This is a genomic window from Anatilimnocola floriformis, assembly GCF_024256385.1.
In the GTDB taxonomy this organism is placed as follows: domain Bacteria; phylum Planctomycetota; class Planctomycetia; order Pirellulales; family Pirellulaceae; genus Anatilimnocola; species Anatilimnocola floriformis.
Window position 1 is genome coordinate 5113114 of record NZ_JAMLFW010000001.1, and the last position, 15709, is coordinate 5128822.

Genomic DNA, 15709 nt, shown 5'->3' on the forward strand with positions numbered 1-15709 from the left:
TACAGGCAAACTGCTCGACTGTTTATGCGCGACGTTGTCCGTCCACTATTGGCCGCTCTCGCTTCTGGGCGGCCGACTGCTTATTGCCGGCTGGTGGAAACGCGCGGCTCCACGCCGCAAAAAGCCGGCGCGGTCATGCTCGTTTTCGCCGACGGCAACCAAGCCGGCACGCTCGGCGGCGGCTGTGTCGAAGCCGAAGTCAAACGCCGCGCGATCGCGCTGATCGCCGCGGGAAAGAGCGACCTCTGCAAGTTTCAACTCGACAGCGATTACGGCTGGGACGACGGCCTGATTTGCGGTGGGCGAATGCTGGTGCTCATCGAGCCGATCCAATCTTCTTCGGCCGATTACTTTCGCCTGTTATCGGAGCGGATCGATGCAGGGCTGGGAACGACCGAAGCAATTGTGTTCGACGAAACCGCACAGCTTGCAGCTCCGACGAACTATCTGCTTGATGACGATGGAAAGTTGCTGGCCGCGCTACATGCAACTGACAATTCGGTGCCCGAGATAATTGTGCAGGAACTCAAGCCGCTCGACATTCGCCCGCGGCCGTATGTTTCGAGCGGGATTTCCTTCCTGCCAGTGCTCCCCCGTTGCCGGTTGATTATTGTCGGCGGTGGACATGTCGGCCAAGCCGTGGCCGAACTCGCCACGCCGCTCGATTTCGAAGTGTGGGTCGTCGACGACCGCGCCGATGTCGTGAGCGAGGCCCGGTTCCCCAAAGCCGATCGGCGGATCGCGGGCCCGGTTGATCAGGTGCTGCCGTCGCTCCCCATCGATTGCAACACTTACTGCCTGATCGTAACCCGTGGCCATAATCACGATGAGGAAGCGCTGTTCCACGTCGTCAGCCGCGGCGCACGCTACGTCGGCCTGATCGGCAGCCGGCGAAAAATTCGACTGATCTTCGACGACCTGCTCGAACAGGGCGTAACGCGCGAAGCCCTCGAGCGTGTCCACGCGCCGCTCGGCATCGACATCGGTTCGCAAACGGTGCCAGAGATCGCCGTGAGTATTGCTGCCGAATTGGTCGCACACCGCAATCGCGATGGCTTCATTCCGGGGCGCCCCGCCCGCGTCGAGATGGCACAGTTCGATAGGCGGGCCACGCCGTGAGCGGCCGACGTTTTCGACCTGTCGAGATTCCGCCGCGAGCCTTCGCGATCATTCCCGCTGCCGGTGAGAGTCGCCGGATGGGGGGCGTGGCTAAGTTGCTGTTGCCGGTCCAAGGCGTGCCGCTCATTGCCCACACGCTCGCTGCGTGGCAAGCAGCGGGCCTCGTTCCACTGGTCGTGATTCGCCCCAGCGATGATGCACTCGCAGAAGTCTGCCACGCCTACGGAGCAGAAGTACTGCGAGCTGAAACGCCGCCGGCCGAAATGAAGATCAGCGTGCAACTCGCGCTCAAACATCTACAGCGGTATTCACTGCCGCCGAACTTCGCCTGGCTGCTCGCTCCAGCCGATATGCCGCGGTTGTCGCCGGCGATCATAGCCCGCTTGATCGATCAACATGCTGCCGCGGAAACAAAGTCGATTCTGGTTCCGACCATTTGCGGGAAGCAAGGCCATCCGGTTCTGTTTCCCTGGTCACTCGCTTCGCAAGTTTTCGAACTCGCGGCTAACGAAGGCGTGAAGGCGCTCCTCACGCGAAATCCGGTTCGCGAGATCGCCTGCGATGATCTGGCTCGGTATGAACCGTTCGTCGATGTCGACACGCCTGTCGACTATCAACAGCTGCGCGACGGCATTTAAAATCGCCTACGACTGAGCAGCCGAACTGATTTCGGCAATCGCCCGATATGGCCGCGTGCCGCGGACACGGCGTTTTTTTGCTGAAGCGGGAAAGCGAGTCTGACCGCACATTTCGCAGCGTTTCGCACCGGTGATCCATTCGCTCCGACACACCTCGCAGTGCGGCCGCAGGTTCCACCACAGGCCGTCAATCTCGCCGCGCGGGAAGAGTTGTATGCTCAAGGCCAGATGTTTTTCGTGACAGGTCTGCAGCGCTGCGTTCAGCTCGCGCAGCGGCTGATTGGCCGCGAACTCTGGTTCGCTGCTGATCGTAGCGAACTGCCGCGCGAGGTACTCAACTTGCACACCTTGCAACGGCGACTGCATCCACCAGCCATACCAGAGGAACTGCGCGGGCTTGAACAATTGATTGTCGCGCGGGCAGCGTTGCACACGCTGTAGCCACGGCTCGCGCGGCTCCGGCACGGGGAACAAGCCATAGCAACCGGCGTAGCTAGGTTGCTGAAACTGCGAGATCGCATTCGCCGGGCAGTTGCCGCAGCAGTCGCGGACGATGGCTTCGCCGCCGTAGATGGCCAGCGATTCGCTCACGCGAAAGCCGAGGGTTTGATCAGCGGTCGTCGCCAGATCGTCATGCACTCGACCTTCGGCTAGCGCCTCGGAAGTGCAACGCGCCGAGCGCAGTTGCCGCTCGACTTTTTCTGGCTGATTTTCGGGCAGCATCTCCCGCAGTGGGCATTGCCGCTCGATGGCCCAGCACAAAAATTCGGGCGTAAGCTCGTTAGTAACTGCCACCAAACCGGCCTTCCTATCGCCCCAACCTTTCCGCAAAACGTCACGCCAGGCTTCTTACCCGACGCCGTCTATCTTAATTGCTAACCGCGGCGACCGTGGTGAAAAAGCCGTAATTCTTCGACCGGTGGTGCCGAGTTTAATGCTTGAAGTGCCGCCGACCGGTAAAGATCATCGGCAGGCCGTGCTCATTGCAAGCCGCAATCACTTCGGGATCCTTCACGCTGCCACCGGGCTGAATGATGCCAATCACCCCCGCCGCGGCAGCGCGATGGATCGAATCGGGGAAGGGGAAAAACGCATCGCTAGCGAGCACGCTCCCCGGCGCCCGTTGACCCGCCTTTTGAATCGCGATCTCGACCGAATCGACGCGGCTCATCTGTCCAGCGCCGCAACCAATCAGCATGCCGTCTTTCGACAGCGAAATCGCGTTGCTCTTCACGTGTCGCACCACGGCCCAGGCAAACTTCAACTCGGCCAGTGCGCGAGCATCGGGTTGCTTCTCGGTGACGATTTTCCATTCACTCTCGGGATCAGCGAGCACATCGGCCTGTTGCACGAGCATGCCACCCTCGATCTGCCGATAACCAATCGTCGGCTGCTGCGGCGTGAAGTCGCCGACCGCGAGCAAACGGACATTGGCTTTCCACTTCGGCTTGCTCTTGAGCATGTCGAGGGCCGCTGCATCGAAGGCCGGCGCGACAATGGCTTCGAGAAACAAACCAGGCTGACAGAGAACTTCCGCCGTGGCCTGATCAATCGTTTGATTCATCGCCAGCACGCCGCCGAAGGCACTTTGCGGATCACCCTCAAGAGCCTTGCGAGTCGCCGCCGCCAGCGTGTCGCCCACCGCAGCGCCGCAAGGATTGTTGTGTTTGATCACCGCACAGGCGGCCTGCGACAACGGCCGCACAATGGCCAGCGCGCTATCGAGATCGAGCAGATTGTTGTACGACAGTTCCTTGCCGTTCAGTTGCTTCGCGCGGACCAGGCTCGTGCCGTTCGCGCCGGCCTGACGATAGACGGCGGCCAATTGATGCGAGTTTTCGCCGTAGCGCAGTTCGTTTTCGAGCACCAGCGGAATGCTGAGTTGCTGCGGAAACGTATCTCCGAGTTGCTTCGCAAACCACGCGCTGATCGCCGCGTCGTAACCCGCCGTGTGAGCATAAGCAGCCGCGGCCAACTTCCGCCGCAAGGCAAAGCTGGTCGCGCCCTGATCCTTTACTTCCTGCAGAATCGCTTCGTACTGCGACGGGCTCGTAGCGATCGTCACGAACGCATGATTCTTCGCCGCCGCTCGCACCAGGCTCGGCCCGCCGATGTCGATATTCTCGATCGCGTCCTCGACACTCACGTTCGGCTTGGCGACGGTCGCTTCGAACGGATAGAGATTCACCACCACCAGTTCGAAACTAACGATGCCATGCTCAGCGGTCAGCTGCATGTCTTCGGCATGATCGCGGCGGGCGAGAATGCCGCCGAAAATCTTCGGATGGAGTGTCTTCACCCGGCCGTCGAGCATCTCGGGAAAGCCGGTGTACTCGGCGACGTCGCGAACCTTCAGGCCGGCCTGCTCGAGAAACTTCCGCGTACCGCCGGTGCTGTAGATTTCGACTCCCGCCGCGGCCAACCCTTGGGCAAACTCGGCGAGGCCCGCCTTATCGCTGACACTAATAACCGCCCGCTGCAAACGAGGATTGCTCATGGCACAAACACGCAAAAAGAGGCCGCGAAGAGTGAAGCAGCCAACTTCCCGCAGCCCCGCCAGAGCGTCAAGCCGGAGTTGACAAACGGCGGCTGACGGATTTCCGTTAGCCTCGCTCGGCCACAACTTTTACAACAGTAGTACGCACAAATTGCGATGAACCGAAACGGTCATTACTTACGAACAAAACCTCAGGTTCTAGTGACGTTTTCTCACAACATTTTCGCAATAACTATACATCAACCTCTTACGAAAATCCCAGTCCGCCGAACTACCGGCCAACCCTCGACTTGCCGCCAACCGCTTGATCGCAAACCCTTAAGCTCGCTGCTAACCGCACAACAGAGGTGAGGCTGAGCTCACAACAGTTCCACTGCCCCGGCACAACAACGCCGAACCGTGCGGCCGATCCGCAAAAACATTCACCAGCTTGCCAAAGAGCAGAACGACGCGGTCAGCGCGCCAATCGATATTGTACTTATGTCCACTATTTGGTCAAGCACGAATTCTGAATGCCGCCTCAGCCGTCACCGCGGTTCACTCCGGCAGCAACCGTGGCCGCGGCACGCGCTGACCGACGATTCTTCCCCAGCGATGATGCAGCTGCGTGAAATCGAGCTTGAGAAAACTCCACAGCGCCTCGGGTGGTTGTTGGGCGAGCCAGGCGTCGACCAGCACTTCCATGTGAGCGTCGTACTGGGCCTGCGACCCGCTGTGGGCGTAGCAGCGACCTTCGTGGCGGCGGATGTCGCCATCGAACTGCGGGCTGATGTGCCACAGCTCGTGAAAGATAGTGATCAGCTTCTCGCGCAGATCGAGATCCTGAAATCGCGGCAGATAAAACGTGAGAATGTAGAGCAGTTCCTGACCCTGCTCCTTGCCGGGAGTCGCCGGCGCGTACATTCGCTGAATGGTGTAAGGCCTGCCGCGGCGCTTCGTCGTCAGGCTGCCATCCTTGAACCGCAACGGCGTGAGCGAGGCATACAAGCCGTAGTTCACTCGCTTGCGCGCTTGCGCAAACACGACGGCAATCTGCTCGAACTTCACATGCCCAAGCACCGGCGTGCGGGCGACCATATCCTGGCCGAGCAACCGCATCGCGAGGCAGAAATCGAAGGGCGTCTTCAATTGCCCGGCGCTCGTCGCCTTCCGATCCAAGCGTCGCCGCAAACTCGCCGCCGGCTGCAGCTTTCCTGGGACTGACTTGCTTTCCATCCGTGTGCTCCTCAGCGCAAACCATTTCGCACCGGCAGATTAGCACGATTTGCGCAGGCGTGTACAGCTGACTGCTGCGTATCCATCGTCGCCGAAATTCTCCGAATTCGGTGGGCTGAGGTTATTCAATCGCGCGCCGCCGAAAGAGCTCCGCGAATTCGGCACTTTCGCGAGTGCACTCGGCGGCGGTTAGTCTGCGAATCTCGACTGAATCCGAACGCGCGGTTCTTGTATAGACGTGCCAAACACGGAACTTCGCGGGGCTCGTTCCTCAGCGCGCTTCAGGTCAACCGCAACCCATCGTTTTCGGAGAAAACGACGACAAAGGTCGATCGCAGTGGCCAGCGAGCTGAGTTTCGCTCACTATTGCAACTTGCCGAGTACACCGACCGCGACTTGTGATGAGCAACAGCGAAAGCCTCTGCGATGTATCTCCGTCAAATAAGCATGAAAGTGGATCCTGCCTTCGTGGATCAACACTCAGGGGCACTCGTTGGGAGAATTAGCAACGACAGCGCATGTGTGTGCGACCTGTGGAGCGAGCAATTGCGGCGGCTGTCGATTCAAACCGATGGCGATCGCGTGATCGTGGTGACGGTGATCGAACATCAAGAACCGCCGGACACTGTCGCGGTGCTTAACTTTGGCTGGGAATTTCCGTTGGCACGTTACCAGCAAGCGGAGAACTCCGCAGCGGCGCGCGCAGGCGTGATCCATGGTTGGATTCGCGATGCGGTGATTTTCCTGGCCAAGGCTCGCGGCTGGGACTGGGAGTCGTTGTTATCTGCGGCTCAGCACGTCGAGCAGAGTGGATTCATCTACCAAGCAGCGCTGCCGAAAAAGGCCTGGAGCGCCGACAGAAAGTTCGGCGTAACGGCTGGTGTGTGGATGTCGCCCGACTGTTTGAAGCTGCGGGCGTTTCTCTATCGACGTGGCAACCCAGATCCCATTGCCGTTCGCGACTTCGCGGAACTACCTCCCTGCCACGATTCCCTGCAGAGCTTCATCGGGGGAGTTCGTTACGTGCGCAATGCCCGCTGGCAGGTTGGGATGCCGAGTTGGTCGTTCGCGCGCAAGAGATGGGATGTGAACTTCGCGGACGAAGTGGCTGCATTGAGCGACAAGAAAAAATAGGAGCCATATGGTTGGGTATGGCGATTGATAGATACCGTGTGATCAGGACATTCCTTGCTTCGGCGGCGCGAAGATTTGGCGATCGTTCAGCAGCTTGATGACATGGTCCGCGAGTTCTCCCATTCCAATCAGAAAACTTGGCGTGTCACCTGCCGTCATCCAAAATGACAAGGGCCTACTTATGACCCTGAGGGGGTAATGTTCAATGTTTTCGATGGTGTAGTAGGTGCCGGACTCGCCTTGGTGGCAACTAACTTCATAGCCGTGCTCTTTGAGAAGCTGCAGAATGAATGCAGCCTGATCCTTCGCGCGGAGCGGAATCATGTAGAGTCCCACGGGTTTACTCCAAGGGGCAGAATATGAACCTCGTACCACGCACATCAAATAATAGCGTAACGGACAACGTCTTGCGAAATGCGTCATCCCTTCCGGATGGTCGCAAGAAACAGCAAGAGCCACGCGGTTGATCGCGTGGCTCTTGAGATTTGAACCAGAAAAGACCGGCCGAAACCGGAATTTAAACTAGGCCGACTCGAAGGCGGGCTTTTCGCTCTTCTGGACCTTGCGGTCGCGGACACCGGTGAATTCGAGGATGCCGCGGATGCCGGCGTCGCCGAGGCGGGGCTTGGCGAGGCGGAGGACGCGGGTGTAACCGCCGTTACGATCCTTGAACCGCGGGGCCACTTCGCTGAAAAGGAGCTTGACGGCTTGCTTGTCGCCGAGCATTTGGATGCAGCGACGGCGAGCGTTAACGACCGGCGCCATGGCGGCGGCCCACTTTTGCCACTTGTCGCTCTTCCGCCAGGTCTTCCAGGCGTCGCTTTGACGATCGGCAGTGGTGCCGTGTTCGCGGGCAGCTTCTTGAGCGATGAGGGCCTTCTTGGCGATGGTGATCGTCTTCTCGACGAGCGAGCGAACTTCCTTCGCCTTGTGCAGCGTCGTGACGATGCGGCCCTTGATCTTTGGCTTGTTGGCGTCGAGCTCGGCATCGCGCTCGGTCAGAAAGATCGCGCTGGCCAAGTTCTTAAGCAGGGCTTTGCGATGGCTGGGGCTACGGCCGAGGACGCGGCTACGACGACGATGACGCATGGCTGATCACTTTGCAAAAACGATTTGACTTCATTTCGTAGGACGAACCGTTGGTTCGTCCCAATCGATTTTCAATTCCATTGAGAAGCGGGAGCTTGGTACCCGCTTCCTAGACGGACCAATGGTCCGTCCTACGATTCCAATTAACGGGTAGCCGTTGGCACTCGCATGCCGAGGTACATACCCATGTCGTGCAGCTTTTCCTTGACTTCGTTGAGCGTGGTTTCGCCGAAGTTGCGAACTTCCAGCAAGGTGTCTTCGGTCTTCTGCACCAGATCGCGCACCGTGTGGATGTTTTCCGATTCGAGGCAGTTCATCGCCCGAACGGAGAGTTTCATTTCGGCCAGGCTCATGCCGAGCTTGGTCTCGAGAGCGCCGTCGCCGCCAGCCGAACCGCCGCGGGGAGCCACATGCACCTTCGGACCCAATTCGGCGTATTGCACGAAAGGATTGAGGTGCTTGCGGAGGATCTTGGCGGCTTCGACGAGGGCCATTTCCGGATGGATCGCGCCGTTGGTCCAGATCTCGAGGTTCATCCGGTCGTAGTTGGTCTTTTGACCGACGCGGGTTTCTTCGATTTCGTAGCGAACGCGAACGATCGGGCTGTAGATCGCATCGACAGGAATGATGCCGATTTCGTGATCGCCGGTGCTGTGCTCCGTCGAGGGAACATAGCCACGGCCGTTTTCGACGACCATTTCCATCATGAACGGGACGTTGTCGGTGACGGTGCAGAGAACGTGATCCTTGTTGATGATTTCAACATCGGAATCGGTCTGCACATCGGCGCCGGTGATCACGCCAGCCGTGTTCTTTTCAACGGTGATGACGCGGGTCGAATCGCTGTGATTCTTGACGACCAGGGCCTTCACATTCAGCACGATGTCGGTCACGTCTTCGAGGACGCCCGGAATCGTAGTGAATTCGTGCTGAGCGCCACGAATCTTGATTTGAGTGACAGCCGAACCTTCCAAGCTGGAAAGCAACACGCGTCGCAAGCTGTTGCCGACGGTAACACCGAAGCCGCGCTCGAAGGGCTCGGCAACGAACTTGCCGTAGGTGCCCGTAAGCGAAGCGGCATCGCAATTCACCAGGCTGGGCAATTCCAGACCGCGCCACCGAACGTGCATCGCTGCTTTACCTTGCATTCTCAATCCCCCTGAGTCATATTTATGGTTTGAAGTTCGAAGCTAAAAAGCTTGAAGTGATCTACTTCAAACTTCCAACTACGAACTTCAAACTGGCAAACCTTGTTATGCGAGCGTGCGTCCGTGCGTGTGAATTGTTGCCGAATTAAACGCGACGGCGTTTTGGTGGGCGGCAACCATTGTGTGGAATGGGTGTGACGTCTTCGATCGTCTTCACCGTCATACCGGCGGTCTGCAGAGCGGTAATCGCGCTTTCACGGCCCGAACCTGGCCCCTTCACGCGAACTTCCAACTCCTTCACGCCATACTTCGAAGCCTTTTCGGCGGCTTGTTGACCCGCGCACTGACCGGCGAACGGCGTGCTCTTGCGGCTTCCCTTGAAACCGCTCGTGCCAGCCGAAGCCCAGCACAGCGTGTCACCCTTGGTGTCGGTAATCGTCACCGTGGTGTTGTTGAACGTAGCCCGCACGTGGGCGATGGCCACCGTGACGTTGCGGCGAATCTTCTTCTTCTTGACCTTCGACACCGATTAACTCCAAAAATACAAACTCGCAACAGATTCGGACCCCGGTAACCAACCCGGGTACATCCGCAATCGTTTAGCGGAGATCCTTCACACCCTTCTTACCGGCGACCGTCTTCTTCGGTCCCTTCCGGGTACGGGCATTTGTCTTGGTCCGTTGACCACGCACGGGCAAGCCGAGACCGTGGCGAATGCCGCGGTAGCAGCGGACGTGACGCAGACGGCCGATGTTTTGCGTGATGAGCCGGCGGAGGGGACCTTCGACCGTGTAGTCACGTTCGAGCAAGGTCGCCAAGCGGGCCACTTCTTCTTCCGTCAGGTCGCGGGCATGCTTTTGCATGTCGATGCCGGCCTTGTGGCACAGCTCGCGAGCGATGAAATCACCCACGCCGTACAAATAACGGAGCGAGATGAACGTGGGCTTGTCGTTCGGAATGTCGACACCAAGCAAACGTGGCATAACCGGTATCCTGCCAGAAACAATTCTGTATAGCGAAGTGTATGGAAAACTAGCCCTGGCGTTGCTTGTGCCGGGCGTTGCTGCAAACGACGTACACGCGGCCTTTGCGGCGGACGATCTTGCAGTTGTCACAAATCTTTTTGACGCTTGCTCTTACCTTCATGACCAATCCTTCCGACCCGCTCCCCAAGAAACAGCTGAAGCAGGGTAGTATAGAGATATTCTGTGGCAGTTCACAAGGGGCGTATCAAAAAAGTAAACGCCTTGTGGACCTGATGTTGGAGCACCGGCGTGAGCCGGCAATCGCTGGAAAACCGACCTAGGCCGGAGTGCCAACAAGTCTTACTTCTTGGCGGCCGGCTTGGCAGCGGCGGCGGGAGCCTTGCCGCCAGCAGCTGGCTTGCCAGCAGCAGGAGCAGCCTTGCCGTCGGCCCCCTCTTCGGCCTTGACCTTCTTCTTCTTCTTGAGCGACAGCTTCATGACGCGCACCTTCGGCAGGCCGAGGACTTTGTCCCCTTCCTTGAACTTTTCGGACGCGATCAGCTTTTCGATGCGCTCGGCCCGGGTGAGAACGTTCCGGTTCTGAGTGCCGCTTCCCTTGACCTTCAAACTCTTATCAATCGTCATGGCTCATCCACTCCAAGCCGCTGGCCCGAGCATTTGTTTGTTGAGGACTTTACTGCCGTCCGCAGTGGCGAATCGCTCAATATAGAAATCTCTGCCGCAGTCCGCAACGGCATGTACGCCAGTTTTGATCGTGCGGAATTTGCCGGTTGTCCAGCCGATTGCCAGCGATTTCCCAAAGTTTTCAGTTTGTTTTCCCCCAGAGGCTCGATTATCTTGGAAAGGAACCAGCTGCCGGGAGGAGCCACTTTTCATAACCGCTGCAGCTGAGGGGCGCTTCGAGTTTTCTGCTGCACCAGCTCGCATTTACCTGCGGAGCTGCGACTGCGCAAACTCGGGCAGTCAGCTTTTCAAAGAGGTTTACGATGAAATGCCGGATGTTGCTCGGTTGTTTTTTGGCCCTGGGTCTGATTGCCACGGTTGCTGTTGCCGACGATAGCACGTCGAAGCCAGCAGGCAAATCAGAACCGCAAGGCGAAATGGTTGAGCTCTTTGCCGCGGCCAAGAATGGCGACATCGAAGTGAAGATGATCGTCAAGGATGCAACCGCCGGTCAGGTGATCATCACCAATAAGACCAAGAAGCCGCTGACGATTCAGCTGCCGGAAGTGTTCGCTGGCGTGCCGGTCCTCGCCCAAATCGGCGGTGGCGGCTTTGGCGGCGGCGGCAATCAGGGTGGCAACCAAAACCAAAACCAAGGCATTGGTGGCGGTGGTGGTGGCTTTGGCGGCGGTGGCGGCGGCTTTGGTGGTGGCGGTGGTGGCGGCGGCGGCTTGTTCAACGTCGGCCCGGAAAAGGTTGGCAAGATCAAGTTCGTTGCGGTCTGCCTCGAACACGGCAAGATCGACCCGAATCCTCGCGTCCCCTACGAAATGCGGCCGATCGAATCGTTCGTCAGCAAGCCGGACGTGATCGAAGTCGTGCGGATGCTCGCCAAGGGCGAAATCAGCCAAGGCTCGGCCCAAGCCGCGGCTTGGAATCTGAACAACGAAATTTCCTGGAACGAGTTGGGCAACAAGGTCGGCAAGAAGCACCTCGACGGCAGCACTGAACCGTTCTTCACGGCCAACGTGCTCGAAGTTGCTGTTCGCAGCACTCGCGAAGCCGCTTATCGTGCTGCCGAGCTGGCCAAGAAGAGCCCTGCCAAGGAAACGAAGTCGGCGACCAGCGAAGCCAGCAAGTAGTTTTGCTAGTCCTGCGTTCAAACTAGTTCGATATATTGAACGGGCGTTTGTCAGGTGACAAACGCCCGTTTTGTTTCTTGATGGTCAAAGGATGACCGATGACAAAAGATCGGCAAGTCGCGATTCCCACAGCGCGACCCGCAGCAAACGAGCAGCGCCGACTCATCACGCCCATGCGTTGTCTCTGGGCGAGCGCCGTTTTGACCGCCTTGACCATCGTGGCGTTGCCGTTCGATGTCTCGATCAGCGCGTGGATGAAACAGAACCACATCCGTGGCGAACTCGAGCGCATCATTTCGCTGTGCGAGTTCTTTGGCTTCGGCTGGACAGTGCTGTTTGTCGCGGTTACCGCCGCTTTCATCGATCGCCGCGGTTGGCGTGTCATGCCGCGACTGGTGATCGGTTCACTCGGCGTGGGCCTGGTGGCTGATCTGGGAAAGATCATCATCGCCCGTTGGCGGCCGAATGCCGATTTTGCGCCGCAGGGCTTTCGCGAGACGTTCATCAGCTGGCTGCCGTGGATCTGGCCCGAACAACTGCCGGACAAATGGAATCGCGGCTTTGCATCGTTTCCCTCCGGCCATTCCGCGACCGCGGTCGGACTGGCACTCGCGCTCAGCACGCTTTATCCCAAAGCAACGCTCTGGTTCATCTTTCTGGCCGGCATGACGATGCTCCAACGGGTCGAAAGCCGGGCGCATTATCCGAGCGACACGTTCGCCGGCGCCGCACTGGCCTGCTTCATCACGGCAGTGCTACTCCATTCGAACTGGCTGCAAAGCAAATTCAACAAACTGGAAAAATAGGCCGCTAGCACAACTGATCTTGGTCGATTGCTGCAACCGCAGGTACGATTCGCCGCATGGACGTGTCGCTGCTACTCGCGAATATTTTCTCCCAGATCCCGGGAAACTGGGGACTGGCGGCAGCGCTCGCGGCGGCTTGCTTTCTGCTGCTGCGCGGCAACTGGTTGAAGCAAAAGCGCTCGCAAGATTCCACGCCCGATCCGGTAGCCATCCAACAGTCGTTCGCACCCAAGACACGCGAACTCTCGGCGCACCACGCGCCAGAAGACCTGCTCCGCTGGCAAGTCGAGATGCACGAACTGGCCCGCGATGTGAAAGCCGAGATTGATACCAAGGTACTCGCGTTACAGTCGCTCATGATCATTGCCAACGAACACGCGCAGCGACTCGAATCGCTCATCGCGCAGGCCGAAAAGAACGGCGCGACCAAAGCGGAGCCGCCCATTACCGGGCGCGAAATCCTCACACGCATCGAAAACATGAGCCGCGATCTGCCGCCCCTCAATGCGAAGGCTCAAGGCCGAGAAGTGCTCAACGCCGCTCAAGCCAAGCTGGCCCGACAACTCGCCGAAGAGCACGACTACACGCCTGTGCAAATTGCTCAATACATCGGCGCGAGTACGGTTGATGTGGAGATGTTTCTCAGTCTGCACTCGCCGACTGTGTAGTCGTCACGCTCCGCGTGGCGCGCACCACGCGGAGCGTGGTGACTACACTGAAAGGCGACTTTACGACAGCTGCAACAGCTTTTCGTTCTTCTTCACAGCAGCCGGCACGCTAATGGTGATCAGCACATTTTTGAACGCCGGCGTCTTCGAATACGGATCCGCGGTGCGCGGCACGAGGACGTTCGATTCGGGGTAATACATCAGAGCGTTGCCGGCGCGGATTTCCGGGAAGGGCCGAACGAGAATGTTTTTCATCTCGCCCACTTCGCTGGTGATCGTCACCGGCTGATCTTCTTTGAGGCCCAGCCGTTCGACGTCGTCGGGATGAAGCAGAATCACATCGCGACGAGTTTGATTGCGATACAGGTCATAGTCTTCGTACACAACCGTGTTGAACTGCCCTTCACTGCGAACGGTCATCAGTCGCAGCTGTTCGCCGCTACCGCGCAGTTCCGGCAACTGATGGCAATGAATCTTTGCGCGGCCCGAGGGCGTCGGGAAGCCCGGCTTGTGAAACGTACGGCCGGGGATTTGAAATTCTTCCTTCGTCTTGTCGATCGTCGCGAGTTGCTCAAAGCCCGGCACGACCTTGGCGATGGCTTCACGAATCTTGCCGGTGTTCTGCATCGACTGCCAATCGATCGGCCCCGCATCGCCCAGCACCTGCGATGCCATGGTCGCGATCACTTCCACTTCGCTCCGCGGCCCTTCGTGCCGGGCCGGACCGCCGTCGCTGAGGCGGACGTAATTGAACATCGACTCCTGCGTCGTGACTTGCGGCTCTTCGTCGCGGGCGAGCACCGGCAGAATGATCGTTTCCTTGGCGAGGCCGTGAGCATGACCGGTGTTGAGCGTCGTGTTGAGATAAACGAGCGTATCGAGCGCGGCAAGTGCTTCGCCGGCAAACGTCGCCTCGGGATTGCTGCCGTAGAGATTGCCGCCCAGGCAAAAGCCAAACTTCAATCGGCCCGCGTGCGACTCTTCCATGCAACCGAGCGTATCAAGACCTTTGGTCGTCGGCAGTTGCACAGCAAACTCGCGCTCGAGCGCCGCAAACACGCTGTCCTTCAGCTTCGGTGTCACGCCCATGCTGCCGATCCCTTGCACGTTCGAGTGCCCGCGAATCGGCATCACGCCGGCGCCCTCCTTGCCGATCATCGCGCGGAGCAGCGCGAGATTGACGATGCCCTGCACGTTCTCCACGCCGTTGGCGTGATGCGTAATGCCCATCGTCCAGGCAAAAATCACTCGCTTCGCCGCGGCGTATTGCGCGGCCATATCGTCGATCTCGGCTTTCGATACGCCGGACTTACGTTCGACGTCTTCCCAGCTGAGTTCTTGCAGCGTAACCAGAAATTCGTCGTAACCCTCGCAAAACTCGCGCAGATACGCTTCGTCGTGGGCCTTCAGCTCCACGATCCGCTTCGCGAGGCCATGCAGCAACGCTAGATCGCCGCCAATGTGCGGCTGCACATAGGTCGAGCTGATCTTCGTGCCGAAGAACAAACTCCACATGTTGCTCGGCACGCGGAAGTTGACCATACCCGTTTCGATCACGGGATTGATCGAGATCACCTTGCCGCCGTTGTTGCGGACCTTCATCAGCGACGACATGAGGCGCGGATGATTACTCGGTGGATTGCCGCCAATGAGAAACACCAGGTCGGCGTGCTCGACATCCTCGAGCGTAACCGTCGCGGTCCCCGTGCCGAGCGAAGTCGTCAGGCCCACGCCGCTGGCTTGGTGACAATAGAAGCTGCAGTTGTTGACGTTGTTCGTACCGTACATGCGGGCGAACAGCTGCAGCAAAAAGCCCGCTTCGTTCGAACTGCGGCCGCTGAAGTACCAAAACGTTTCGTTCGCCGTGAGCGTTTTCAACTTGCGCGAGATTCGGCCGAGCGCGTCTTCCCACGAGATCGGTTTGTAATATTGCTCGCCTTTTTCCAGCACAACAGGCTGCGTGATGCGGCCGCAAGTTTCCAGCTCGAGGGGCGAAAACTGCTGCATCTGCGGCGTGCTGTAAGTGCTCCAAAACTCCGGCTTGATAGCCCCCTGCATGTCAGCCGCCATGGCTTGCAGCGACTTCTTGCAGAACTCCGGCCAGCTGCCGGCTTCGTTGACCATGCCCCCTTTTTGGCCGCCCATGCCCAGCGCGCAAGTCTTGCACGCGTTTTTGGTCCGCATGGCTTGGAACATTTTCCAGATGCCGCCGACCTCGCGTGACTTTTTCAGCGTGTACCAGATGGCGCGCCAGCCGCCACCACTTTTGACTTTTGACATGAGCGGGAGCTTTAGGAGGGAGAGACTGCTGGAAGCAATTATACCCCGCATTTCCGGCGGCCGCTCAGGTTTCCCGCGATACGTCTGGCATAGTTTTTTCGTACGACGCTAAAATGGAGACATGACCACGTTTTCAGCCATCATATGGTGCGTGCTCGCACCAGTCATGCTTTACGTAGCATGGGTTATCCTGTCGAGTGCCCTCACACAATCTCGAACGTCGAAACTGCCCCTCATCTTGCTCCTATCCGGTCTTAGTTTTGGCATTTCCGGTTTGGGTTTTGCTAGTTTTTCAATTGGGCACTTTGCAAGTCAACACGCTTT

At 58.6% G+C, this 15709-nt stretch carries 18 protein-coding genes; 6 read left to right on the top strand and 12 right to left on the bottom strand.

The genetic code is table 11. The annotated features are described in order from the left end of the window. Window positions 1-24: 24 nt before the first annotated feature. Window positions 25-1119: an XdhC family protein gene (locus M9Q49_RS20045; RefSeq protein WP_254510607.1), complete on the top strand. Its 1095-nt coding sequence runs from the start codon at window positions 25-27 to the stop codon at window positions 1117-1119. After that, complete coding sequence (locus M9Q49_RS20050) at window positions 1116-1757, top strand: nucleotidyltransferase family protein (RefSeq protein ID WP_254510608.1); 642 nt, start codon at window positions 1116-1118, stop codon at window positions 1755-1757. The genes M9Q49_RS20045 and M9Q49_RS20050 overlap by 4 nt, the downstream gene beginning before the upstream one ends. A gap of 6 nt (window positions 1758-1763) precedes the next feature. On the opposite strand, the gene M9Q49_RS20055 is transcribed toward M9Q49_RS20050, so the two are convergent. From M9Q49_RS20055 to M9Q49_RS20065, 3 genes are all read right to left on the bottom strand, one after another. Next, a complete protein-coding gene (locus M9Q49_RS20055) occupies window positions 1764-2552 on the bottom strand; it encodes a hypothetical protein (RefSeq protein ID WP_254510609.1) in 789 nt (262 codons plus the stop codon). A gap of 136 nt (window positions 2553-2688) precedes the next feature. After that, the gene (gene purH, locus M9Q49_RS20060; protein ID WP_254510610.1) at window positions 2689-4254 is read right to left on the bottom strand and encodes a bifunctional phosphoribosylaminoimidazolecarboxamide formyltransferase/IMP cyclohydrolase; all 1566 of its coding nucleotides are present in this window, start codon (window positions 4252-4254) and stop codon (window positions 2689-2691) included. Between the two features lie 537 nt (window positions 4255-4791). Further along, a complete protein-coding gene (locus M9Q49_RS20065) occupies window positions 4792-5469 on the bottom strand; it encodes a hypothetical protein (RefSeq protein WP_254510611.1) in 678 nt (225 codons plus the stop codon). A 582-nt stretch (window positions 5470-6051) separates the two neighbouring features. On the opposite strand from M9Q49_RS20065, the gene M9Q49_RS20070 reads away from it, so the two are divergent. Then, complete coding sequence (locus M9Q49_RS20070) at window positions 6052-6603, top strand: hypothetical protein (protein WP_254510612.1); 552 nt, start codon at window positions 6052-6054, stop codon at window positions 6601-6603. Between the two features lie 42 nt (window positions 6604-6645). Here the strand turns inward: M9Q49_RS20070 and M9Q49_RS20075 are convergent, their stop codons facing one another. The 8 genes from M9Q49_RS20075 to M9Q49_RS20110 all read right to left on the bottom strand — a co-directional run bounded on the left by M9Q49_RS20075 (window position 6646) and on the right by M9Q49_RS20110 (window position 10702). Next, complete coding sequence (locus tag M9Q49_RS20075) at window positions 6646-6939, bottom strand: hypothetical protein (RefSeq protein WP_254510613.1); 294 nt, start codon at window positions 6937-6939, stop codon at window positions 6646-6648. Between the two features lie 186 nt (window positions 6940-7125). Next, window positions 7126-7692 carry a bL17 family ribosomal protein gene (locus M9Q49_RS20080; RefSeq protein ID WP_254510614.1) on the bottom strand — a complete coding sequence of 189 codons (567 nt, stop codon included), beginning with the start codon at window positions 7690-7692 and terminating at the stop codon, window positions 7126-7128. Between the two features lie 143 nt (window positions 7693-7835). Beyond that, window positions 7836-8822, bottom strand: a complete 987-nt coding sequence (locus M9Q49_RS20085) for a DNA-directed RNA polymerase subunit alpha (protein WP_254510615.1) — start codon at window positions 8820-8822, stop codon at window positions 7836-7838. Window positions 8823-8985: 163 nt separating this feature from the next. Continuing rightward, window positions 8986-9366, bottom strand: a complete 381-nt coding sequence (gene rpsK, locus M9Q49_RS20090; RefSeq protein WP_254510616.1) for a 30S ribosomal protein S11 — start codon at window positions 9364-9366, stop codon at window positions 8986-8988. 73 nt (window positions 9367-9439) lie between these two features. Beyond that, window positions 9440-9823, bottom strand: coding sequence for a 30S ribosomal protein S13 (gene rpsM / locus M9Q49_RS20095; protein WP_254510617.1), 384 nt, complete (start codon window positions 9821-9823; stop codon window positions 9440-9442). A gap of 49 nt (window positions 9824-9872) precedes the next feature. Further along, window positions 9873-9986 carry a 50S ribosomal protein L36 gene (gene rpmJ, locus M9Q49_RS20100; protein ID WP_254510618.1) on the bottom strand — a complete coding sequence of 38 codons (114 nt, stop codon included), beginning with the start codon at window positions 9984-9986 and terminating at the stop codon, window positions 9873-9875. A gap of 179 nt (window positions 9987-10165) precedes the next feature. Next, window positions 10166-10450, bottom strand: coding sequence for a small basic protein (locus M9Q49_RS20105; protein ID WP_254510619.1), 285 nt, complete (start codon window positions 10448-10450; stop codon window positions 10166-10168). A 3-nt stretch (window positions 10451-10453) separates the two neighbouring features. After that, a complete protein-coding gene (locus M9Q49_RS20110) occupies window positions 10454-10702 on the bottom strand; it encodes a hypothetical protein (protein ID WP_254510620.1) in 249 nt (82 codons plus the stop codon). A gap of 110 nt (window positions 10703-10812) precedes the next feature. Between M9Q49_RS20110 and M9Q49_RS20115 the strand changes: the two genes are divergently transcribed. The 3 genes from M9Q49_RS20115 to M9Q49_RS20125 all read left to right on the top strand — a co-directional run bounded on the left by M9Q49_RS20115 (window position 10813) and on the right by M9Q49_RS20125 (window position 13105). Beyond that, window positions 10813-11631 (top strand): hypothetical protein, encoded by an 819-nt coding sequence (locus tag M9Q49_RS20115; protein ID WP_254510621.1) that lies wholly within the window; start codon window positions 10813-10815, stop codon window positions 11629-11631. Window positions 11632-11729: 98 nt separating this feature from the next. Next, a complete protein-coding gene (locus M9Q49_RS20120) occupies window positions 11730-12437 on the top strand; it encodes a phosphatase PAP2 family protein (RefSeq protein WP_254510622.1) in 708 nt (235 codons plus the stop codon). 56 nt (window positions 12438-12493) lie between these two features. Further along, window positions 12494-13105: a hypothetical protein gene (locus tag M9Q49_RS20125; RefSeq protein ID WP_254510623.1), complete on the top strand. Its 612-nt coding sequence runs from the start codon at window positions 12494-12496 to the stop codon at window positions 13103-13105. Between the two features lie 60 nt (window positions 13106-13165). Here the strand turns inward: M9Q49_RS20125 and M9Q49_RS20130 are convergent, their stop codons facing one another. Next, a complete protein-coding gene (locus M9Q49_RS20130) occupies window positions 13166-15385 on the bottom strand; it encodes an FdhF/YdeP family oxidoreductase (protein ID WP_254510624.1) in 2220 nt (739 codons plus the stop codon). Between the last annotated feature and the right edge of the window lie 324 nt (window positions 15386-15709).